This window comes from Megasphaera massiliensis, assembly GCF_000455225.1.
Lineage (GTDB): Bacteria > Bacillota > Negativicutes > Veillonellales > Megasphaeraceae > Megasphaera > Megasphaera massiliensis.
This window is the reverse complement of the sequence record NZ_HF954537.1, coordinates 800178-822123: the sequence shown is the minus strand read 5'-3', so window position 1 is coordinate 822123 and position 21946 is coordinate 800178. Positions and strand designations below refer to the sequence as shown.

Sequence of the window (21946 nt, the reverse complement as noted above, 5' to 3'; positions counted from 1 at the left end):
TGCTAAAATGGTAAGAAACGTTTTAGGAGGCATGGCATGGAGTGGAAAAAATTCAGTATACTGAGCTTTAAGCGAAGAGGGCCGATCACGCAGATGTATGCGACCATGATTGCCTTATTGGTCCTCGTTTCGCTGACCGGCTTCATCGATAAAGGAAAGTCGGTAACCCTTGTGGCCGACGGGACGACCCGCCAGGTGTATACCCATGCCGTCAATGCAGATGCCTTGCTGCGTGAGTATAATATCGAGATGGGGAATCATGACGAAGTCACCATGTCGACGGCGGAACTCGACGACGGCAGTTACGTCAAAGTACGCCGGGCCATTCCCGTGACCCTCGTCTACAGGGGCCAATCGCAGACGGTGTATACGGCTAAGCGCAATACCCAGGAAGTAGCCGAGCAGTACGGGTATTCAAAAGAAAAATACCGCCCTTACGGCGACATTCAAAAGCCCCTCCAGGCCGGACAAAACATCGTCATCGGCAACGTCTCGCGCAAGACGATTACGGAAGATGACGTCGTACCCTATGCTGTAGAAAGTATTCCCGATGAAAACTTAGGGCAGGGGGAAGAACAAGTTGTCCAGCAAGGGCAAAACGGCCGCAAGCGAGTGAAGTTGAACATCGTCAGCGTCGACGGTCAGGTTGCCGATAAAGAGACGATTTCAACAGAGCTCATTTCAGAAATGCAGCCTATGGTCCGCAAAGTGGGCACCAAGGCAACGGTTGAAATCAACACCGGTTCCATTTCGCATTACCAAAAAGTCATCGCCATGGAAGCGACGGCTTATTTGCCTACCGATGGAGACGGATTGGGGATTACCCGCATGGGAACCCGTGCCCGCTATGGCGTCGTTGCCGTAGACCCCAACGTCATACCCTTAGGCTCGACGGTATACATTCCCGGTTACGGCGTAGCCCGTGCCGAAGATACAGGCGGTGCCATCCTCGGCAACCGCATCGATCTCTGCATGGAAGACTACGATGTTTGCATGGCCTTTGGCCGCCGCATGGTACCGGTCTATATTTTACAATAATATGTGCCAGGAAAGGGGCCTGCTGCGGCGGGTCCCTTTTTGCGCATCTTGCAGGCAGGGAAGCAGTACTTCACCTCTTGCCCTCCATGGGGAGATGTGATATAATATTCAAGGTTTGAATACCAAGATTCAAAATACACACGCTTGGCGAGTCCAGCACTGTGCCCGTTTCTTAGGAATACGGGTGAAGATGGGCGATGACCGGGCGGAGGAAAAAACAGGAGGAATCACACATTATGGCAGTAGTATCTATGAAACAATTATTGGAAGCCGGCGTTCATTTTGGTCACCAGACCCGCCGTTGGAACCCGAAGATGGCTCGTTTCATCTTCACCGAACGTAACGGTATCTACATCATCGACTTGCAGAAAACCGTTAAGAAAATGGACGAAGCTTACAATTTTGTCCGCGATTTGGCAGCTGAAGGCGGCAAAATCGTATTCGTAGGCACGAAAAAACAGGCTCAGGAATCGATTAAGAGCGAAGCAGAACGCTGCAACCAGTACTTCGTTAACGAACGTTGGCTCGGCGGTATGCTCACCAACTTCCAGACGATTGAAAAACGCGTAAAACGCTTGAAAACGTTGGAAAAACAGGCTGAAGACGGCACTTTCGAAGTATTGCCGAAGAAAGAAGTTACGCTCCTCAAACATGAAATGGAAAAACTTCAGAAATACCTCGGCGGTATTAAAGATATGAAGAAGCTCCCTGATGCTTTGTTCATCATCGACCCGAAAAAGGAAGAAATCGCCGTTGCAGAAGCTCGCAAACTCAACATCCCTATCATCGCTACGGTTGACACCAACTGCGATCCCGACGTTATCGACTACCCGATTCCGGCCAACGATGACGCTATCCGCGCCGTAAAACTCTTGACCGGCAAAATTGCTGACGCTGTCCTCGAAGGCAACCAGGGCAACCAGACTGAAGCCGGTGCAGCTGAAGAAACGACGGAAGAAGCAGCTGCAGAATAAGACAACTTATTCTCTGAGAATTAAATGGTTATACATAAAGGTAAGGAGCCTTCGCTTCTTACCTTTATTCAAACGGTATATTAAACTTACTTTTAGGAGGAATACTCATGGCTATTACAGCAGCAATGGTAAAAGAATTGAGAGAAAAAACAGGGGCAGGCATGATGGACTGCAAAAAAGCACTGACCGAAAGCAACGGCGATATGGACAAAGCCGTCGACTTGCTTCGCGAACACGGCTTAGCTGCAGCTGCTAAAAAAGCAGACCGCATCGCTGCTGAAGGTTTGGTTTATTCTTACATCCATGGCAACGGCCGCATCGGTGTTCTCGTCGAAGTCAACTGCGAAACGGACTTCGTCGCTCAGACCGACAATTTCAAAGCACTCTGCAAAGATATTGCCATGCAGATCGCTGCTGCAAAACCGGCATACCTCAAACGTGAAGAAGTTCCGGCTGACATTTTGGAACATGAAAAAGACGTCCTTCGCCAGCAGGCTCTGAATGAAGGCAAACCGGAAAAGATCGTCGAAAAGATGATCGTCGGCCGTATCGAAAAATTCTACAAAGAAAATTGCCTCCTCGATCAGGAATTCATCAAAGATTCTGACAAAACAGTCCAGCAGGTCGTTACCGAAGCCGTTGCTAAGATCGGCGAAAAAATCGATATCCGCCGCTACACCCGTTACGAATTAGGTGAAGGCCTTGAAAAACGGAATGATGATTTCGTTTCTGAAGTAATGGCACAAGCTAAATAAGATTTCATAAGAGAACACCCAACCCGTGTTCTCTTATTTTCTAATTGAACATTTGCCAACATACAGAGGAGGCCCTTCTTTTATGGAACCGAAAAAATATAATCGTATCGTATTGAAACTGAGCGGCGAAGCATTGGCCGGCAAACAAGGCTACGGCATCGACCCGGAAACGGTAGAAACGATTGCCAAACAGATCGTCGAAGTCAATAAGCTCAATATTCAAGTCGCCATCGTCGTCGGCGGCGGCAATATCTGGCGCGGCCTGTCCGGTTCTGCCAAAGGCATGGATCGGGTATCGGCTGACTACATGGGCATGCTGGCCACGGTGATGAACTCGTTGGCACTCCAGGATGCCATGGAAAAGAACGGTGTCGCTACCCGCGTTCAAACGGCGATTAATATGCAGCAGGTTGCAGAACCCTATATCCGCCGCAGAGCGATCCGCCATATGGAAAAAGGCCGGGTCGTCATCTTTGGTGCCGGTACGGGCAATCCTTATTTTTCGACGGATACGACGGCAGCCCTGCGTGCTGCTGAAATCGAAGCCGATGCCATCCTCATGGCTAAAAACGGCGTAGACGGCGTCTATGACAGTGATCCCAAGCTCAATCCCGATGCCAAGATGTACAAGCGCCTGACCTATCTTGACGTCATTAACAAGGATCTCAAGGTTATGGATGCGACGGCAACGACTTTGTGCCGCAACAATAATATTCCTATCGTCGTCTTTAATATCGACAAGCCCGGGAATATTGTCGCCGCTGCCAGCGGAAAAGATTTAGGTACTTTGGTCGACAAAGAAGACTAAACGCTGTATGATATACTTATAAAAATAAAATAAGGAAGTGATTGATGTGGAAGTAAAAGAACTGCTCGCTCAGCACGAAGCCAAGATGGACAAGACGATTGAAGCGTTGAAACGGGAACTGACCTCCATCCGTACGGGCCGTGCCAGCACGTCCCTCTTGGACCGGGTCATGGTCGATTACTACGGGACGCCGACGCCGGTGAACCAGGTGGCTAACGTATCGGCTCCGGAGCCGCGGATGCTGACCATCGTTCCTTGGGAAGTAAAGATGCTCGGTGAAATCGAAAAAGCTATCTTAAAGTCCGATTTAGGCCTCAATCCCAATAATGACGGGAAAATGATTCGCTTGGAAATTCCTCAATTGACGGAAGAACGCCGTAAGGAATTGAGCAAGAAAGTCAGCAAGGTCGCCGAAGACTCGAAAGTTGTCGTCCGCAATATCCGCCGTGACGCCAACGAACTCATCAAGAAGATGGAAAAGAAAAGGAAATCTCGGAAGATGACAGCAAGGAAGGTCAGGACAATATCCAGAAACTGACCGATAAAAAAATCAAGGCCATCGACGAAATCAAAGCAAAAAAAGAAAAAGAAGTCATGGCTGTATGATGGATATACGGATTTTTATTGGCATGCCGTTATGGTATGCCAAATCTGTATTACAGGAGAAAAATATTCCTTACGTCGTAGAAAGGACGGTGTCGCGGTCCCGCTTTTTCCGCTGCGACCCGGAGCAGACCTACGTCATCCGCGCTAAAGCCGGTGATGACGGTGTCATATCGCTTTTGGTCAATGACAGCCTCGAGATGAGCGAATCCGTGGCCGACGCACTGTCCAAGGGAGACATGCAAGATGATTAACTTTTTTGGCAATAAAACAGAACCTGCTGAAACGGCAGGAAATCATGGCCTTGATATGAATAACATTCCCCGTCACGTAGCCATCATCATGGACGGCAACGGCCGCTGGGCCAAACGCAAGGGGATGCCGCGCAGTTACGGCCATCGTGCCGGTGCCGATACGCTGAAGCGGATCGTCATCGCTGCAGATGAACTGGGGATTAAAGTCCTGACGGTCTATGCCTTTTCGACGGAAAACTGGAAGCGGCCGGAAGAGGAAGTCTCGTATATTATGAAGCTGATGAAAAATTATCTCAGCCATAATTTACTCCAGCTTAAGGAACATAACGTACAGCTGCACATCATCGGCGACAAGTCACGTCTTCATCCGGAACTGCAGGAGGCCTTCGCTCAGGCGGAAGCCGATATGGCGGTCAATACGGGCCTTATCCTGAATGTCGCCGTCAATTACGGCGGTCGTTTGGAAATGGTTCAGGCTGTCCGCCGCCTGGCTGACGATGTCAAGGCCGGTCGCTGTGACGTCGGCGATATTGATGAAGACCGGTTGTCGAGCTATCTTTATACGGCACCGGACAATGACGTTGATTTGCTTATTCGTCCCGGCGATGACAAAAGGGTCAGCAACTTTCTCCTTTGGCAGATGGCTTATGCCGAATTTTGGTTTACGCCTCTTTGCTGGCCTGATTTTACGAAAGAAACGCTTGTCGAAGCTATCTCATCCTTTCAAGGCCGAGAACGTCGCTTTGGCGGTTTAAAATAAGGCAGGAAGGGTAGTTATCTATGTTGGCAAAACGAATTTTAACGGGCATCATCGGTGGTGCCTTTACCATTTTTGTGGTCTATGAAGGCAATTGGCTGTTCTTCCTGATGATGGCTCTCTTGGCTGTCGTCGCTTGGTATGAATACGGCAACATGGTCCGCAAGCTTCAGGTCGTTACGGCCGATACCGGCGGAGCCGTATGGCTTTTAGCCATGCTGGGAGCTTACTGGTTTGGCAGTACGAAACTGATGTTTCTCTTGGGACTGGTCCTCTTGGTCTGGCTCATGCTGCGGACGGTCTTTTTCCACGATAAGGTAAAGCCCGTCGACAGTGCCTATGCCCTGTACGGTCTCTTGTACATCTGCAGCGGCTTTTTGGCCCTCCTGGCCCTGCGCAGCGGTTCTGCCGTGTCTTTCATGAGCGACAACTTTAGCACGGTCATGGTAGAGCCGGCTCGGTTCTTCGTCTTTCTGCTGATCTTCTCGACCTGGGCCAGCGATACGGCGGCCTTTGCCGTCGGCAAGATGATGGGCAAGGTAAAGTTGTGCCCGTCTATCAGCCCCGGTAAGACTCGGGAAGGGGCCATCGGTGGCTTTATCGGGACCTTGGTCGTGGCAGTCATTTTTTCACTGATTTTTCAGTTTTCCATTCTCCACGCCTTAGCCCTGGGCGTCATCATCGGCATCATGGCACCTCTCGGCGATTTGGCAGAATCCATTTTAAAGCGGGTTTCGGGTGTCAAAGATTCGGGCAATATCATTCCCGGTCACGGCGGCGTCTTGGACCGTTTCGACAGTCTCCTCTTTGCGGCGCCTGCCATGTATGTCTATTTAATGCTGGTCATTTAAAAGAAGGGACGATATGAAAAAAATCTTGATTCTCGGCAGTACCGGTTCCATCGGGACCCAGGCTGTCGACGTTATCGAAGCACATCCGGAGGTATTTAAACTGGTCGGCGTGGCGGCTTACGGACACTTTAAGGACGTGGCAGCCCAGATAAAACGCCATCACCTCGACCTGGCCTGTATGGTCGAGGAAGGGGCCGCCGAAAAGGTGAGAGATGCTGTCGGCCCGTCGTGCCGCGTCTTTTCCGGAAGCCAGGGCTTGCTGAAGCTCATCGATGAATGTCAGGCAGACATCGTCCTCACGTCCCTCGTGGGAGCTGCCGGTATTGAACCGACTTTGCGGGCCATTGACCGGGGAATGGATATTGCCCTGGCCAACAAAGAAACGCTCGTGGCTGCCGGCGAACTGGTCATGAAGGAAGCGGCCCGTAAGGGTGTCCGCATCCTCCCCGTCGACAGCGAACACGGCGCCATATTCCAATGTCTCGACGGCCGCAAGGCCGACGAAGTCGAAAAACTTTTGATTACGGCGTCAGGCGGCCCCCATTTTCACCGTCCCTTGACAGACTTTCCGTCCATTACTGTCGAACAGTGCTTAAAGCACCCGACGTGGAATATGGGCGGCAAGATTACCATCGATTCGGCGACGATGTTCAATAAGGGCCTTGAAGTCATCGAAGCTCACTGGCTGTTTGGCATGGACTTTGATAGGATTGAAGTCGTCATCCAGCCGCAGAGTATCGTCCACTCTATGATTGAGTTCATCGACGGCTCGGTACTGGCACAGCTTGGTATGCCCGATATGCGACTGCCGATTCAGTACGCCTTTACCTATCCGGACAGACTTTCTGTCCGCGGGGCTAAATCTATCGATTGGAAGACCTTGGGAAGTTTGGAATTTTTCCCGCCTGACGATGAAAAATTCCCCTCCATCGGCCTGGCTTATGAAGCCGGCCGGATAGGGGGGACGATGCCCTGCGTTTTGAACGGGGCCAATGAAGTGGCAGTCTATGCTTTTTTGCGTAAGGAAATTTCTTTTACGCGTATTTTTGAAATTGTCCATACGGTTATGGAGCGGCACGATGTCAAGGGCGAGGTAAGCCTCGAAACGATCCGCCAGGCAGATACCTGGGCTCGCCGCTGTGCTGCTTCTTTATTATAGAAAGGTGAATTCTGTGGGTATTACTATTTTAGCGACCATTTTTGTGTTCAGCATCATCGTCTTCATCCATGAATTAGGCCATTTTGCCACGGCAAAATGGGCCGGCATGCAAGTCGATGAATTCGCTATCGGCTTCGGACCCAAAATATACAGTACACGCCGCGGCGATACGGAATACTCTCTGCGGGCCATTCCCCTCGGCGGGTTTAACCGCATTGCCGGCATGTCTGAAGAAGAGCCGCTCAATGAAAAATCCTTCTTGAATAAATCCGTTCCGGCTCGGCTGGTGGTCATCGCCGCCGGCGGAATCATGAATTTTGTGCTGGCCATCGTCCTTTTTTGGGGCTTGTTCTTTGCCATCGGTACGGTGACCGTGTCGCCGGAAGCCGTCGTCGGCTCGACGATCTCCGGTTCGCCGGCTGAACAGTCCGGCCTTACGGAAGGGGACCGTATCGTTCGCATCGGCAATAAAGACATTTCCCAATGGAGCGATATTTCGGAAGCCGTAGCACCTTACAGTCACGCTGTCGTCACCGTTCAAATCGAGCGGGATGGGAAGCGTCAGGATGTCGAAATGATACCGGAAGTCGACAGCGCATCTCAAAAAGTCATGCTTGGCGTCATGCCTATGACCACGGAAGAACGCCACGGATTCCTTGATTCGGGCATCATGGCGGTCAAGCGAACGGGGGAAATCTGCCGGCTCATGCTGGTTGGAATTTATCAGATGATAACCGGTCAGGAAAAGGCGGAAGTGGCAGGTCCCATCGGCGTTGCCCAGCTTGCCGGACAAGTCGCGGCCTCGGGATTTTCTAACCTGCTCATGTTTACGGCCTTCCTCAGCATCAACCTGGGGATTTTAAATCTTCTGCCCGTACCGCTCCTCGACGGCGGCTATATCATCTTGTTGATTCTCGAAGGGATTATGCGCCGGCGCATGCCGGGGAAAGCCCTGTACTACATTCAGGTTGTCGGGATGGTACTCTTAGGATCTCTGTTCCTCTTTGCCATGTTCCAGGATATCAGCCGTTTTTAGAAAGGGAGGTCATCGATGAAACGCAGACAATCGATTCCGGTTCAGGCCGGAAACGTTACCATTGGCGGCAGTGCGCCTATCTCGATTCAGACCATGTCGACGGTAAGCCCGGCTCATACCGCAGAGGCCATTGCCGATGCCAGAAGGCTGGCCTCTTATGGTGCTGAAATCCTGCGCTTTGCCGTCCCCGATATGGAAGCGGCCAAAGGGCTGTCAGCCGTCGTAGAGGCCGTCGATATTCCTATCGTAGCCGACATCCACTTTGATTATCGATTGGCCCTGGCTGCCGTTGACAGCGGTGTCCAGGCCCTGCGCATCAATCCCGGCAATATCGGCGCCGATGACAACGTCGTCCGCGTCGTCGAAAAAGTAAGACCCAAGGGAATTCCCATCCGCATCGGCATCAATACGGGATCCCTTCCGGCCGATATCCTGAAGGCCCATGGCGGCCATCCGACGGCAGCGGCCATGGTAGAAGGAGCCTTGCGCCATATTCGTATTTTAGAGCGCCTCGATTACCGAAATATGGTCATTTCCCTCAAGGCTTCCGACGTGCCGCTCATGATTGAATCGTATCAGGAACTGGCCGATAAAGTGCCCTATGCCTTTCATTTAGGCGTCACTGAAGCCGGCCTCGTCCGGGACGGAAGCATCAAGTCAGCCATCGGTATCGGGACTTTATTATACCAAGGTATCGGGGATACGATTCGCGTATCCCTTACGGATGATCCGGCGGAAGAAATCAAGGTCGCCCAGACCATTTTAAGCTCCCTCGGACTGCGTCGTTTCGGACCGACCCTCATTTCCTGTCCGACCTGCGGCCGTACGCAGGTACAGCTCATCGAGCTTGCCAAAGAAGTCGAAGCGGCCATTTCCCACTTGACCGTTCCCATTAAGGTCGCCGTCATGGGCTGCGTCGTAAACGGCCCGGGAGAGGCGAAAGAAGCCGATTTCGGCATTGCCGGCGGAAAGGGGAGCGGTATCGTCTTTGCCCATGGCAAGGTCCTTCGTACGGCACCGGAAGATCAGCTCGTCGCTGCTCTTTTGGAAGAAATAGAAAAATCAATCGCAAAGGAGTCTTAACTCATGTTAGCATCCAAACTGTACAGCCCGACCCTACGGGAAATTCCGGCCGACGCCGAAATCTCCAGCCATCAGTACATGCTGAAAGCCGGCCTCATTCGTAAAAGTGGCGGCGGTTTATACTCATTCCTGCCTCTTGGCCGCCGCGTCGAACTCAAAATCGAAGCCATTATCCGCGAAGAAATGAATAATATCGGCGCTCAGGAAATCATGATGCCCATCGTCCAGCCGGCTGAAATCTGGCACGAATCGGGGCGGTGGAATGCCTATGGTCCGGAAATGTTCAAACTGGAAGACCGTCACGGCGGTCAGTTCTGTCTCGGGCCGACTCACGAAGAATTGATCACGACACTGGTGCGCAACGAACTGCGTTCGTACAAGCAGATGCCGGTTACGCTGTGGCAGATGCAGAATAAATACCGCGATGAAATTCGCCCGCGTTTCGGCCTCATGCGCAGCCGGGAATTCGTCATGAAAGACGGTTATTCTTTTGACGTCGACGAAGAAGGGCTCCATAAGAGTTATCAAGACGAATACGACGCCTATACCCGCGTCTTTACCCGCTGCGGTCTGGAATTCAAACAGGTTGAAGCCGACAGCGGTCAGATCGGCGGCAATCACAGCCATGAATTCATGGCCTTGGCCCAGGCCGGGGAAGCAGAAATCGTATCGTGCTCCCAGTGTGACTATGCAGCCGATATCGAAAAAGCAACTGCACCGACCCTTGAAATGGCAGCTGAAACGGCCAAAGATGTCGAATTGATTGAAACGCCGAACTGCGCCACCATTGAAGATTTAGCTCAGTTCCTGTCCATTCCTCTCGAAAAGACGATCAAGGCGGTTGCTTTCACTATCGATGGTGAAAAGACAGTTCTCTGCATGGTCCGCGGCGACCATTCGGTCAACGACGTAGCCGTCCAGAATTTTGTCGGCGGCAATGCCATCGAACCGGCAACGGAAGACGAATTAAAGGCTCACGGTCTTCAGCCGGGCTATATGAGCCCTATCGATGCCGATAAGCCGGATAATGAAACTTTCTTCATCCTCGTCGATCCGTCGGCCATGGCCGTTCCCAATGGCGTTACCGGCGCCAACAAGGCAGGCTATCACTATCAGAACGTCAATCCGTCCCGTGATTTCAAAGATGTTACCGTCGCTTCTATCCGCACCATGGTCGAAGGCGACGCCTGCCCCCACTGCGGCGCTCCGATCCACGTCGTCCGCGGCATCGAAGTCGGCCAGGTCTTTGAATTAGGTACCAAGTATTCCGAAGCCCTCCATGCGACCTTCCTCGACCAGAACGGCAAAGCTAAGCCTTATGTCATGGGCTGCTACGGAATCGGTGTTACTCGGACGATTGCGGCGGCTATCGAACAGTTCCACGACGAACACGGCATCATGTGGCCTGTCGCCATTGCACCTTTTGAAGTCGCCGTCGTACCGGTCAGCACGAAAGATCAGGACCAGGTTCGTATTGCTGAAGAAATTTATGGCGGCCTTCAGGCCATGAAGACCGACGTCCTCCTCGACGATAGAAACGAACGGGCCGGTGTCAAATTCAACGACGCCGACCTCATCGGCTACCCTGTACGGGTCACGGTCGGCAAAAAGAGCGCCTCTGACGGAACGGTAGAAATCAAAGTTCGCCGTACCGGTCAGGAAGAAGTCGTTCCCATCGACCAGGCTGTCGCCCGCGTTCAGGAAATCTTAGCAGAGTTACGAAGCAAAAATATGTAATTTATTAAAACAGATGTAAAATAAGACGGAGAAAACTTGTATTCCTCTCCGTTTTATTTTATACTTTTAATTAGTACACTAATTAGAAGAGGAGGGTGCGCTTATGGGTTTTGATGTATTTCCTACGCGGAAAGAATTGGAAAAATATGCAGAGAAGATTCCTGAAATTGAACCGTCGGCCGTATTGGCCATGCTCCGCATTTCCCAGGCAGCGGAGTATGTCCGCGCTGCCATCAATGATGTATTGGCCAGCCAATACCATTTGTCGCGGGGCAAGCTTCGGGTCATGTTCGTTCTATACCAGATGACCGACGGCATTGCGCCGTCTCAGCTCGCCGACCGGGCCGGTGTCACTCGGGCGACGATTACGACTATGGTCAAGCGCATGGTTCGCGACGGACTGACGGAAGTGGCCATCGATCAGACCGATAAAAGGGGCAAGAAAGTTCGCCTGACGGCCCAAGGACGGGAGTTTATGGACGATGTGCTGCCAGATCATTATCTCCGCATTTCCATGCTCATGAGCCGCCTCAGTGAAGCCGAACAGACGCAGCTTATCTTTTTGCTGACTAAGTTGAGCGGCTGATCCCCATATCATCATTCGAAAGCTGAAAGGGTATCCTTTTCAGCTTTTTTCATAGCCTGCGTGCGGTAAAGCCGGCTTTGCCGCATCGCGACAAATGGGGCAGGCCGTGGTATAATGACAGGCGTAAGCCATTTTGACAGAAATGAGGGAACCTTTCATGGAAATTAAAATCATCGCTTTAGGGAAAGATGACCGTCCCCTCGATACCTACGGGCAGGACGGGAAAAGCTTTGCTGAAACGTATGCACCCATCGTCGACCTCTTGTTGAAAGAGAGCCGCCTTCATGCCGTCGTTCACACTGTTCCCGGCGGACCGGATATGGCTGAAGCCGTGCGCCGCCTCATCGATCAGAAGCGGCAGGAAGAAGGAATGGCCAAGGAACAACTGCCTTTTGATTTGATGCCCCTTACGGAAGTTACGGCCAGACTTCGCCGCGAAGACGGCTGTCCTTGGGACCGGTCCCAGACGCATCGGACACTGCGGCGATATCTCATCGAAGAAGTCTATGAAATGCTCGATGCCATTGATAGTGACGATATAGACGGCATCCGCGAAGAACTGGGGGATATCCTCTATCAGGTGGCCATTCATGCCCGAATTGCCGAAGAAAAAGGGTTTTTCTCGGCCCAGGATGTCGTAAAAGATATCACAAATAAGATGATTCGGCGTCATCCCTATGTTTTTAGCCAAAAAAGCCTTGAAAATATAGGGACGAGTATGTTAAACTGGGATAGATTAAAGCAAGGAGAACAACGCCAGCAGCACGCTCATCTGCTGGACGGAGTCGTTCCCGGCCTGCCGTCACTCCTGACTGCCGACAAGCTTCAGGAGAAAGCGGCCAAAGTCGGATTCGACTGGCCCGATGTCGAAGGTGTCTGGGAAAAGTTCCAAGAAGAGTGGACTGAATTCCGTCAGGCCCTTGATGAAGGCGATCCTGTCCATGCGGAAGAAGAAGCTGGGGATGTCTTGTTCGTATTTGCTGATTTATGCCGACGCTATCATATAGAGCCGGAATGTGCGTTACATCGGGCTAACAGTAAATTCCGTCGCCGTTTTGCTCATGTCGAGGATCGGGTCAACCGGTCGGGCCGGCCATGGGAGGCATTTTCACTGGATGAGTTGGACTCATTCTGGCAGGAAGCCAAGCGGATAGAACGGCAGGAAAAACTCTAGACTGTTAGTGTTAGGAAGATGTGACGATCCAAAGGAGGACCTAGTAACATGAACAAAACAGAATTAATCGCTGCAGTAGCACAGAAATCCGATTTGACGAAAAAAGACGCTGAAAAGGCCGTAAAAGCCGTATTCGAAGCCATTAGCGACAGCCTCACCCAGGGTGATAAAGTCCAGATCATCGGCTTTGGTACGTTTGAAGTCCGCCAGCGTAAAGCCCGCGAAGGCCGCAACCCTCGCAACAATGAACCTATCCAGATCGAAGCTTCCAAGACTCCCGCTTTCAAAGCCGGCAAACAGCTTAAAGATTTGGTTAATAACAAATAAGTACGATCCCGAAGGGCCGCATGAAAAACGGCCCTTTTCTTTTCATACAAGTTATCGTACTATATAGTGGAAGGTGCAACGAAGGCTGTTTATAAAAGAAGGGATCCTATATGGCAAAGAAAAAAGTCCTGATCCTGTCGGCCTCGATCGGTACAGGCCATACACAGGCAGCACGGGCTATAGAAGAATATGTCAAGACCATTCCTGAAGAATGTGATGTCGAACACGTAGATTTTCTGTCCAATGATATCTTGTCCATCGACAACATCGTCAAAGAGACGTACATTAAGATTCTCGATGTCTTTCCGCTGTTATACGATTTGATGTATTACTCGTCGCAAGGATATAAAAAAGGCCTGGCCGTCAAGACCCTTTTTGCGTGGGGCCTTAAACGGCGGCTGCTCAAGGTCTTAGCAGATCGAAAGCCGGATGTCCTGGTCTTTACCCACCCTTTTCCGGCTGGAGCGGCAGCGTTGTTAAAACGACAGCATCGTCTGAATATTCCTTTAGTCGGCGTCATTACTGATTTTGCTATCCATCAGCTGTGGGTGTACCCGCAAATCGACGTCTACTGCGTCGCAGCTACACAGATTAAAGACCTGCTCGTCGAACAAGGCGTCGCTGCTGATAAAATTGTCGTGTCGGGCATTCCCGTGCGGAAGGCTTTTGACCAAGAACGCTGGCACTGGGATGAGGAGCATCAGAATAATAAGAATATCCTTATCATGGGAGGCGGTCTGGGAATGGGGTCTATCCGACAATCCCTGGCACTGCTGGATCGGTTATCCGTCGTCGACAGCTTTACCGTTGTAACCGGTTATAATGCCGATCTTTACGATGAACTGTCGAAGATGCGCGGCGAACTCGATCATGATGTGGAAATCCTCGGTTATACGAACCAGATTTCAAAACTCATGTGCCGGGCGTCCCTGCTCTTAACCAAGCCCGGAGCACTGACTTGTACGGAGGGCGCTGCTATCCAAGTGCCCATGGTCCTATACAGCCCGATTCCGGGTCAGGAAGAGGCCAATGCCAAGTATATGCAGGCCAAGGGCTGTGCAGCTTGGGTGAAGAAACAAGAAGAACTGGTTTCCATCGTATCGGACTTATTTACCCATCCGGAAAAATTGGAAGCGATGTCGAAAGCCAGCCTCGACTGCCATCGTGACGGCGCACGGATCATCGGCAAGGAAATCGTCCGCCTCTTGCAGCCGGCGACAGATGCGGCCGTGCCGTCGTCTTTGATATACGAACCATAAAGAAAAGGGCCTCCTCGGTTTCGCTTTGCGAAACAAGAGGAGTTTTTTTCTAAAAGGAGTCTTGTTTGTGGAAGTTCAACTTTTTCATACGACCTTATCTTTGGGCGTATTGATTTTTATCATGGCCGGCGGTTTCTTAGCCGGTTTTGTCGATTCTATTGCCGGCGGCGGGGGACTCGTTTCGCTCCCCGTCCTGATGGCGGCAGGCCTTCCGCCGCACCTGGCTCTGGGGACCAATAAGTTTTCAGCCACCTTTGGGGCCGTTATGAGTGCTTGGCAATTCTTTAAGGCCGGCAAAGTCGACCGGCACTTGATGAAACGGGCTTTGCCCTGCACCTTTGCAGGGGCCGTTTTGGGTTGTCTGGTCATGCTGCACATGAGTGCCGAATGGCTTCAGCCGTTGATTATCCTGTCGCTCATGGCGGCCGCCGTCGTCGTCTTTACGCGGCGTAACCTGGGCTCGGTCAATACCTATGCCGGTGAGACGGGGAGAAATTTGCTCTTTACGGCCCTCTTTGCCGGGGCTATCGGATTTTATGACGGCTTTGCCGGCCCCGGGACGGGGACCTTTCTCATCGTCGCCTTTGCCGCCCTGGGCTTTGATTTCGTCACGGCTGCCGGCAATGCCAAGATGCTCAATCTCATGAGCAACGTGACGGCCTTCGTCATCTTGGTCTGGTCCGGGACGATCCTCTATGTCTACGGCATCGTCATGGCCCTGTGCATCTTTACGGGAGCCTTTTTCGGTTCACGATTGGCCATCCGCCGGGGAACCGGTTTTGTCCGGGTCGTCATGCTCGTCGTGACGGCAGCGCTTATCGGAAAGCTGGGCCTTTCTTATCTTGGCGTTCTATGAGGAGGTTATCATGAATACGGCACTTATCAGCGGCGGCACGTCGGGTATAGGTCTTGCGACGGCTGCCGTCCTTTTGGACCGGGGGTGGCAGGTCGCTGTCAGCGGCAGGAATCGGGAAAGGGGACAGGCTGCCTTGCAGCAGTTGGAGGGAAAAGGGGCCGTCCATTATATAGAAGGTGATGTCAGCCGGGATGAAGACTGCCGGAAGATGGTGATCGAGACGGTCCGCCGCTTTGGCGGGCTGGACGGCTTGGTGACGTCAGCCGGCATCTACGAACAAGGCCTTCTTGAAAATGTGACGCCTGACGACGTGAAGCAGCTCTTTGCCGTCAATGTCTACGGGACCATTTCCCTTTGTAAATACGCCCTGCCGCACCTGCGCCGCCGGCCGGGCAGTATCGTAACCGTAAGCAGCGATGCCGGACTCCAGGGGAACATAGCCTGCTCCGTCTATGGGGCGACCAAGGGCGCTGTTGTCGCTTTTACCAAGTCCCTGGCCCTGGAAGCGGCACCGCACCAGATACGGGTCAACTGCGTCTGTCCCGGTGACGTCGAAACGCCGATGCTCGAAAAACAGCTCCGGGATCATCCCGATATGGAGCGGGAGACCATGAAGGAACAATACCCGTTATACCGATTGGCCCGGGCCGATGAAGTGGCTAAGGCCATTGCCTTTTTACTCAGTGAAGATTCCTCCTTTATTACGGCTGCGGCACTTCCCGTAGACGGGGGTTTGACAAGCTGGTAGAAACATGGGAAAATATAAAATATAGTGTTTATTTCGTCAAAGAATGGGGTGTTAAGTATGGCAAATGAAGAAAATGCAAAAACCGTAGAACAGTTGCAGGAAGAGATTGCCGCTTTGAAACAGGAACTGGCTGATTTCAAACAGAGCCATTCTCAGCCGATTGAAGATGCTGCCAACAGTGTTGTCAAAGCCATGGAACAGACGACGGAAGACAAAGACGTCCAAGTCGAAATGCTGTGCCGCTGGGCTGCTGCCCGTGCCGGTGCCATCGTCATTGCGCCGCTTATCGGAACGGCAGCACTCATGGCCAATGAAGTGTACCTGGTCAGCCGTATTGCCAAAGTCTATGACGTTAAATTGAGCGAACGGGCCCTGATCGCCTTCTTAGGGGCTGTCGGCAGCCGCGTGGCCGGTACGCTGTTGACGACGCTCATTCCTTTCAGTATCATCCAGGTCCCCGTTGCTGTCGGTATTACCTACAGCCTGGGCCGGGTCACCCAGCGCTGGCTCAAAGACGGCATGCCTACCGACATGGGTCCGTATATCGAAATGATGGGCGAATGGAAGGACAAAGCTCGTGAACAAGCCGATAAGCTCAAAGAAAACCCACTGAAGAACGTTCCCCTCGGCGATGAAACGATTGACTTCATGAAAAAATGGGGCGGTGCTGCCAAAGACTGCATCCAGGACGTCAAAGAAAAAGGGGAAGAACTGTATAACTCTGTCGTTCATAAGGACGACTTAGTCGATGAAATCGTCGATGAAAAAGCGGAAGATTTGAAAGATGCCGCCGGCGATGCCAAAGATGCCTTCGATGATACCGTCGATAAGGTCGTTGACTCCGACGCCATGGACAAGGCCAAGGACGTTGCCAGAGATGCTAAGGATGCCGCGGAAGATGTTAAAGATGCCGCTAAGGACGTTGCGAAAGACGCTAAGGACGCCGCCAAGGAAGTATCCGACATGGATGCCGACGATGTCGAAAAAAAGGTTAAAGAAGCTGTAGAAGAGGCTAAAAAGTCTTTGGAAGACCTGAAGTAAGGTGAAAGCCGATGTGGAAAATACTGAGCTTTTTCGCCCAATTTTATACACCGGGCCGATTCATCCTATTTATTCGCACAGCAGGAAGAAAAATTAAATTTTTACCGAAAATCCTGACAATTTTTTATTGTATGCAAGATAAAGACACGCCGAAATTTATTAAATTGGCTCTCATGGGAGCTATTGGCTACGTTATCTTGCCCTTTGATCTGGTGCCGGACGTCTTTGCCGGATTTGGCTGGCTGGACGATGCCGCTGTCGTCGCTGCAGCCCTGCACTTAGCCGGGACTTATGTCAAACCGGAACACCGGGAAAAGGTACGCCGCATGTTCCCGTTCCTGAAAAGTACGTGAGTGACCGGAGCATGATTGATAAAGGGACTGTCGCATGAGGACAGTCCCTTTATCGTTCGTATTTCAGACTTTTCCTTTGACAAACATAGGTCATCATCGTAAAATAATATGAGCGTGTATAAAGTTAGGAGTTAAGAATTTATGATTACTGTTGTTGAAAAAGTGCGGTTCTATGAAACGGACATGATGGGCATTGCCCACCATTCCAACCACATCCGTTGGTTTGAATGCGGCCGCTGTGAATATTTTGCCGCTGCCGGTCTCGACTTATTCGACCTCCTCGATCAAGGGATTACCTATCCCATTAAGAGTGTGTCCTGCGAATATATCAGCCCCATAAACTATGCCGATATCATTGACATCGAGACTCGCCTGGTAAAGCTCAGCCGGGCCCAGATGGTCTTTTCCTACCGTATCGTCCGTCATGATGACCGCCGCCTGTTGGCGACAGGAACGACGCAGAACGTATTTGTCCACAAAAACAGTGGGAAAGTAGCCCGCCTCTCTGATGAAGATTACAAGAAACTACAGGCCATGTATGCTGCCGAACAGGCAGATACAGACGTCGAAGGAGCCGTTCATGGAAGGTAATTCACGGCCGATCGGTGTGTTTGATTCCGGTGTCGGCGGACTGACTGTCGTCGCAAAATTGCGGATGCTCCTGCCTCATGAAGACATTATCTACGTCGGTGATACCAAACGAAACCCGTACGGGACGCGGACGCCGGCAGAAATCCTTCAGTATACGCGGGATATTCTGCATTTTATGACCGAGCAGAAGGTCAAAGTTGTTGCCATCGGCTGCAACACCGTTACGGCCGTTGCCTATGATACCGTCGTAAAGGAAGTCGACTATCCCTTGATCGGCATGAGTCGGGGCCTCAAGACGGCTAAGCAAATCAGTGCGACCCAAAAGATTGCCGTCTTCGCTACGCCGTTAACCATTGCCAACCACAGTCATCGCAAGGTCGCTGCCGATATGGACGGCAATATTGAAATCGTTGAACAGTCCTGCCCGGCCCTGGCGAATCTCATCGAACGAGGCGTCCTCGACGGGCCGGAAATCCGCGGTCCCTTAAAGCAGTATACGGAGCCGGTCCTTCATTCCGGTGCCGATACGGCCATTTTCGGCTGCACGCATTTCCCTTTCATCCAGCCTCTCTTTGAAGAGTTTTGCGGCGATTCCATTGCCTTCGTCGATCCGGCCCATGAAATGGCCCTGGAAACACTGGATGTCTTAAAGAAAGACGGGTTGCTTAACCCGAACCAAGAAAACGGCTATTTACGCCTTTGTTTTACGGCCGAAAAGGAGCGCGGTGCCCACCTGGCAGAACACCTCATTCCGGCCAATGAATTTACCGCTGAAGAAATCACCCTCATTTAATCGTATCTATATTTTACATAAAGGAGTCTTGCGCCGTGTTTTTCTATGTCTTATTCAATGTTATCATTGCCGTCATCGGCATTGCTGCTGTCCTGTACCTGTTGTTCCGCTTCTTTGCCTGGCGGCAGGGGGACGCCCGCTTTGTTATCGATGCCCGCCATCGGAAACCTTTTGAAATGAAGGAAATTACCCAGAACCGGGCCGTCTTCGAAACAGAAGTACCTATCCACAATGCCGGCCGGCAGCTGGGAACCATCATGGACTTTTATCCTCGGACCCTCCTTCCGCGTGAACAGTACGACAAGGTTACGGTCCAGTCCGAACTTGCCAATAAGGCAGCCGAACGCGATGACAACTACTGGGAATCTGTTATTTTTAATCCCCGCGATCGGGGCATGATCCGCGTCACCATTACCCTGACCAGCAAAGAAGGCAACATCCGCGAAGACTTGAAGACCTTCCCTGATATGCCGATTGATCTCGTCTATCAAGTCGTATCCCGCAGCGAATGGTACATCCATAAGGCCCGCATTACCTTGAAGGCAACGGAAGTACAGCACGCATTGGAATTGAATTAGGAGGTCTCATACAATGGCAGAAATCGAAGTACCGGTAGAATTAGTCCCTGTAAAAACAAGAATCCTTACGGATAAAGATGATATCGTCGATGTTATCGAAGAATATGCAAAACACGTCGTCGGTCCCGATGACTTGGTCTGCACGGCCGAAAGTGTCGTCGCCATTACTCAGCACCGCTATACGCGGCCGGAAGAACTGACGCCGTCCTGGCAGGCCCGCCTCATGCGGCGCTTCGTTCCCGGTGAAGGCAGTATGGCCAGTCTCTACGGCATGCAGGCAGCCATGAACCTTGAAGGGGAATGGAAGATGATGTTCTGGTTCATCGTCGGCTTTTTTGCAAAACTGGCCGGCAAGAACGGCGTCTGGTATGCCAAATGCCGTCAGGCGTCCTTAACCGATGACGTTACGGGCACCATGCCGCCCTTTGATAAATGCATCGTCTACGGGCCGGCTGAACCGGATAAGGTTGCTGAAAAAATCAAACAGCGCATGGGCTGCTACGGCGCCGTCGTTGCCGACGTCAACGACCTCAAGCGCTCGGCCGTCCTCGGTCACAGCAAGGGCATCAATCCGAAAGAAATCGCCCGGATCCTCATCGACAATCCTTTTGGCAATGCGTCCCAAAAGACGCCGATTGTCGTCATCAAGAATTACGCAAAAATGCTTAAAAAATAACAGCCGGACAAGGGGGATGTGCCGTGGCAGAAAAAATTGTACTGGCAACACATAATGCCGGGAAGATACGGGAATTCAAAAGTATTTTAGAGCCTTTGGGCTATGAAGCCGTTTCGGTGCACGATGTCCTGCCGTCGATTACGGAGCCGGAAGAAACGGGAACGACCTTTGCCGAAAATGCCCTGCTGAAAGCCTCGTATTATATGAAGGCTACAGGACTTCCGTGCCTGGCCGATGATTCGGGGATTGCCGCCGATGCCCTTGGCGGCCGTCCCGGCGTCTACTCGGCCCGTTATGCCGGTCCCGACTGCGACGATGAAGCCAACAATCAAAAGCTCATAGCGGAACTGGCAGCTTTTCCGCCGGAAGAACGGACGGTTCACTACATTTGCTCTTTGGTCCTCATCTGGCCTGACGGCCGCACTGTACAGGCTGAAGGGAGCTGCGACGGTCTCTTTCAGGATGTTTATGCCGGCGACAACGGCTTTGGTTACGACCCTTTATTCTACGTTCCTGAAAAAGGGAAGACCATGGCTGAATTGTCCATGGCCGAAAAAAATGAAATCAGTCATCGGGGGAAAGCCTTGAAGAAACTCGTCGAGGCCTTGTCATGAGTACCGTCCGGGTAGGCTTGGTCAGTGACAGCCACGGCCGTTTTGAATGCCTGTCTCGCATGGCTGACAGTGCTCCCGATGTGGCTGCCTGGATTCACGGCGGCGACTACTGCGACGACGGCGAGGATTTAGCCATATATACGGGCGTGCCGGTCTATGCCGTTTTGGGCAATAACGACTATCTGAACCATACCAACGATCCGGAATGCCGCTGTGTTACCGTCGGCGGCATTCGTATTGTCGCCATTCACGGCAGCCAATGGTACGGAGAACGGCGGCTGCAAAAACTCGTCGAATTAGGAAACGAACAGCATGCCGACCTCGTCGTCTTCGGCCATACCCACCGCCGCTTCATCAAGCGTGAGGCTGACCTGTGGATCGTCAATCCCGGCAGCATCGGTCTGCCCCGCGACGGGCGAAAAGGGACCTATGCCGTCGTGACCATTGACGACGGGGTCATTACGGATATTGCCTTTCACGAGATTGACCGAAAATAAGCCCATTGGGGAAGGAACTGGATTACCATTCATGAAAACGAAAAAACTCAAGCTCTACGGGTTCAATAACCTGACGAAGACTCTGAGCTTTAATATTTATGACATCTGCTATGCCGTCAGTGACGAATCGCGGCGCCAATATATCGAATATATTGACGAGCAGTATAATGCCGAACGATTGACCAATATCCTGCGCAACGTGTCGGATATCATCGGCGCTCATATCTTAAACGTAGCCAGCCAGGACTACGATCCTCAGGGAGCGAGCGTTACCATCCTCATTTCGGAGGATGAGGTTCACGATGCCGACGTCGTATGCCATCTCGACAAGAGCCACCTGACGGTCCATACCTATCCCGAAAGCCATCCTCAAAAGGGTATCATGACCTTTCGGGCCGATATCGACGTGTCGACGTGCGGCCGCATTTCGCCGCTCAATGCGCTCAATTACCTCCTGGACAGCTTCGATTCCGACATCGTTACTCTCGACTACCGCGTTCGCGGCTTTACGCGGGATATGAACGGCAAGAAGCTGTTTATCGATCACCGCATCAATTCCATTCAAAATTATATTGCGCCGGCGACGCGGCATCGCTATGATATGATCGATGTCAACGTCTATCAGGAGAATATTTTTCATACGAAGATGGTCCTCCACGACTTCGATTTAAATAACTACCTGTTCAATATTACCAAAGACGATTTGAGTGAACGGGAACAGCAGCAAATCCGCCGCCAAGTCCGGCAGGAAATGCTGGAAATCTACAACGGCCGCAATATGCCGTCTATGCGCTAAGG

At 51.7% G+C, this 21946-nt stretch carries 26 protein-coding genes and 1 pseudogene; all 27 read left to right on the top strand.

The window, feature by feature from the left end; genetic code table 11:
- Window positions 1-36 precede the first annotated feature (36 nt).
- The 27 genes and pseudogenes from TX77_RS07235 to speD all read left to right on the top strand — a co-directional run bounded on the left by TX77_RS07235 (window position 37) and on the right by speD (window position 21944).
- Complete coding sequence (locus tag TX77_RS07235) at window positions 37-1038, top strand: G5 domain-containing protein (protein WP_044504096.1); 1002 nt, start codon at window positions 37-39, stop codon at window positions 1036-1038.
- Window positions 1039-1274: 236 nt separating this feature from the next.
- On the top strand, window positions 1275-2012 hold the full coding sequence (rpsB, locus tag TX77_RS07230) for a 30S ribosomal protein S2 (RefSeq protein WP_044504095.1): 738 nt from the start codon (window positions 1275-1277) through the stop codon (window positions 2010-2012).
- A gap of 107 nt (window positions 2013-2119) precedes the next feature.
- Window positions 2120-2767 carry a translation elongation factor Ts gene (gene tsf, locus TX77_RS07225; protein ID WP_044504094.1) on the top strand — a complete coding sequence of 216 codons (648 nt, stop codon included), beginning with the start codon at window positions 2120-2122 and terminating at the stop codon, window positions 2765-2767.
- An 82-nt stretch (window positions 2768-2849) separates the two neighbouring features.
- Window positions 2850-3575: a UMP kinase gene (gene pyrH, locus TX77_RS07220; RefSeq protein WP_044504093.1), complete on the top strand. Its 726-nt coding sequence runs from the start codon at window positions 2850-2852 to the stop codon at window positions 3573-3575.
- A 46-nt stretch (window positions 3576-3621) separates the two neighbouring features.
- Window positions 3622-4181, top strand: a pseudogene (gene frr / locus TX77_RS07215) (ribosome recycling factor).
- Window positions 4178-4432 (top strand): hypothetical protein, encoded by a 255-nt coding sequence (locus TX77_RS07210; RefSeq protein WP_081651716.1) that lies wholly within the window; start codon window positions 4178-4180, stop codon window positions 4430-4432. The pseudogene frr and the gene TX77_RS07210 overlap by 4 nt, the downstream one beginning before the upstream one ends.
- Entirely contained in the window at window positions 4425-5192 is a 768-nt protein-coding gene (locus TX77_RS07205; RefSeq protein WP_044504092.1) for an isoprenyl transferase, read from the top strand. Before TX77_RS07210 ends, TX77_RS07205 begins: the two co-directional genes overlap by 8 nt.
- A gap of 20 nt (window positions 5193-5212) precedes the next feature.
- Window positions 5213-6040, top strand: a complete 828-nt coding sequence (locus TX77_RS07200) for a phosphatidate cytidylyltransferase (RefSeq protein WP_044504091.1) — start codon at window positions 5213-5215, stop codon at window positions 6038-6040.
- Between the two features lie 13 nt (window positions 6041-6053).
- A complete protein-coding gene (locus TX77_RS07195; protein WP_044504090.1) occupies window positions 6054-7199 on the top strand; it encodes a 1-deoxy-D-xylulose-5-phosphate reductoisomerase in 1146 nt (381 codons plus the stop codon).
- A 13-nt stretch (window positions 7200-7212) separates the two neighbouring features.
- Window positions 7213-8235 (top strand): RIP metalloprotease RseP, encoded by a 1023-nt coding sequence (gene rseP / locus TX77_RS07190; RefSeq protein WP_044504089.1) that lies wholly within the window; start codon window positions 7213-7215, stop codon window positions 8233-8235.
- 15 nt (window positions 8236-8250) lie between these two features.
- Window positions 8251-9318, top strand: coding sequence for a flavodoxin-dependent (E)-4-hydroxy-3-methylbut-2-enyl-diphosphate synthase (gene ispG, locus TX77_RS07185; RefSeq protein WP_044504088.1), 1068 nt, complete (start codon window positions 8251-8253; stop codon window positions 9316-9318).
- Between the two features lie 3 nt (window positions 9319-9321).
- The gene (locus tag TX77_RS07180) at window positions 9322-11055 is read left to right on the top strand and encodes a proline--tRNA ligase (protein WP_044504087.1); all 1734 of its coding nucleotides are present in this window, start codon (window positions 9322-9324) and stop codon (window positions 11053-11055) included.
- A gap of 103 nt (window positions 11056-11158) precedes the next feature.
- Window positions 11159-11641, top strand: a complete 483-nt coding sequence (locus TX77_RS07175) for a MarR family winged helix-turn-helix transcriptional regulator (RefSeq protein WP_044504086.1) — start codon at window positions 11159-11161, stop codon at window positions 11639-11641.
- Between the two features lie 157 nt (window positions 11642-11798).
- On the top strand, window positions 11799-12815 hold the full coding sequence (mazG, locus tag TX77_RS07170; protein WP_044504085.1) for a nucleoside triphosphate pyrophosphohydrolase: 1017 nt from the start codon (window positions 11799-11801) through the stop codon (window positions 12813-12815).
- Window positions 12816-12863: 48 nt separating this feature from the next.
- Window positions 12864-13142, top strand: coding sequence for an HU family DNA-binding protein (locus TX77_RS07165; protein ID WP_044504084.1), 279 nt, complete (start codon window positions 12864-12866; stop codon window positions 13140-13142).
- Window positions 13143-13252: 110 nt separating this feature from the next.
- Window positions 13253-14401 carry an MGDG synthase family glycosyltransferase gene (locus TX77_RS07160; RefSeq protein WP_044504083.1) on the top strand — a complete coding sequence of 383 codons (1149 nt, stop codon included), beginning with the start codon at window positions 13253-13255 and terminating at the stop codon, window positions 14399-14401.
- A gap of 67 nt (window positions 14402-14468) precedes the next feature.
- Window positions 14469-15257 (top strand): sulfite exporter TauE/SafE family protein, encoded by a 789-nt coding sequence (locus TX77_RS07155; RefSeq protein WP_049917324.1) that lies wholly within the window; start codon window positions 14469-14471, stop codon window positions 15255-15257.
- Between the two features lie 10 nt (window positions 15258-15267).
- A complete protein-coding gene (locus tag TX77_RS07150; RefSeq protein WP_044504082.1) occupies window positions 15268-16005 on the top strand; it encodes an SDR family NAD(P)-dependent oxidoreductase in 738 nt (245 codons plus the stop codon).
- A gap of 57 nt (window positions 16006-16062) precedes the next feature.
- Window positions 16063-17046 carry a hypothetical protein gene (locus tag TX77_RS07145; RefSeq protein ID WP_044504081.1) on the top strand — a complete coding sequence of 328 codons (984 nt, stop codon included), beginning with the start codon at window positions 16063-16065 and terminating at the stop codon, window positions 17044-17046.
- Window positions 17047-17177: 131 nt separating this feature from the next.
- On the top strand, window positions 17178-17399 hold the full coding sequence (locus TX77_RS14120) for a YkvA family protein (protein WP_225069656.1): 222 nt from the start codon (window positions 17178-17180) through the stop codon (window positions 17397-17399).
- 141 nt (window positions 17400-17540) lie between these two features.
- Window positions 17541-17990, top strand: coding sequence for an acyl-CoA thioesterase (locus tag TX77_RS07135; protein ID WP_044504079.1), 450 nt, complete (start codon window positions 17541-17543; stop codon window positions 17988-17990).
- A complete protein-coding gene (gene murI, locus TX77_RS07130) occupies window positions 17980-18783 on the top strand; it encodes a glutamate racemase (RefSeq protein WP_044504078.1) in 804 nt (267 codons plus the stop codon). The genes TX77_RS07135 and murI overlap by 11 nt, the downstream gene beginning before the upstream one ends.
- Window positions 18784-18818: 35 nt before the next feature.
- Window positions 18819-19361 (top strand): hypothetical protein, encoded by a 543-nt coding sequence (locus TX77_RS07125; RefSeq protein ID WP_044504077.1) that lies wholly within the window; start codon window positions 18819-18821, stop codon window positions 19359-19361.
- 13 nt (window positions 19362-19374) lie between these two features.
- Window positions 19375-20037 carry a coenzyme F420-0:L-glutamate ligase gene (locus tag TX77_RS07120; RefSeq protein WP_044504076.1) on the top strand — a complete coding sequence of 221 codons (663 nt, stop codon included), beginning with the start codon at window positions 19375-19377 and terminating at the stop codon, window positions 20035-20037.
- 23 nt (window positions 20038-20060) lie between these two features.
- Window positions 20061-20651, top strand: coding sequence for an XTP/dITP diphosphatase (locus TX77_RS07115; RefSeq protein WP_044504075.1), 591 nt, complete (start codon window positions 20061-20063; stop codon window positions 20649-20651).
- Complete coding sequence (locus TX77_RS07110; RefSeq protein ID WP_044504074.1) at window positions 20648-21148, top strand: metallophosphoesterase family protein; 501 nt, start codon at window positions 20648-20650, stop codon at window positions 21146-21148. The genes TX77_RS07115 and TX77_RS07110 overlap by 4 nt, the downstream gene beginning before the upstream one ends.
- Before the next feature lie 31 nt (window positions 21149-21179).
- A complete protein-coding gene (gene speD / locus TX77_RS07105; RefSeq protein WP_044504073.1) occupies window positions 21180-21944 on the top strand; it encodes an adenosylmethionine decarboxylase in 765 nt (254 codons plus the stop codon).
- Window positions 21945-21946 lie beyond the last annotated feature (2 nt).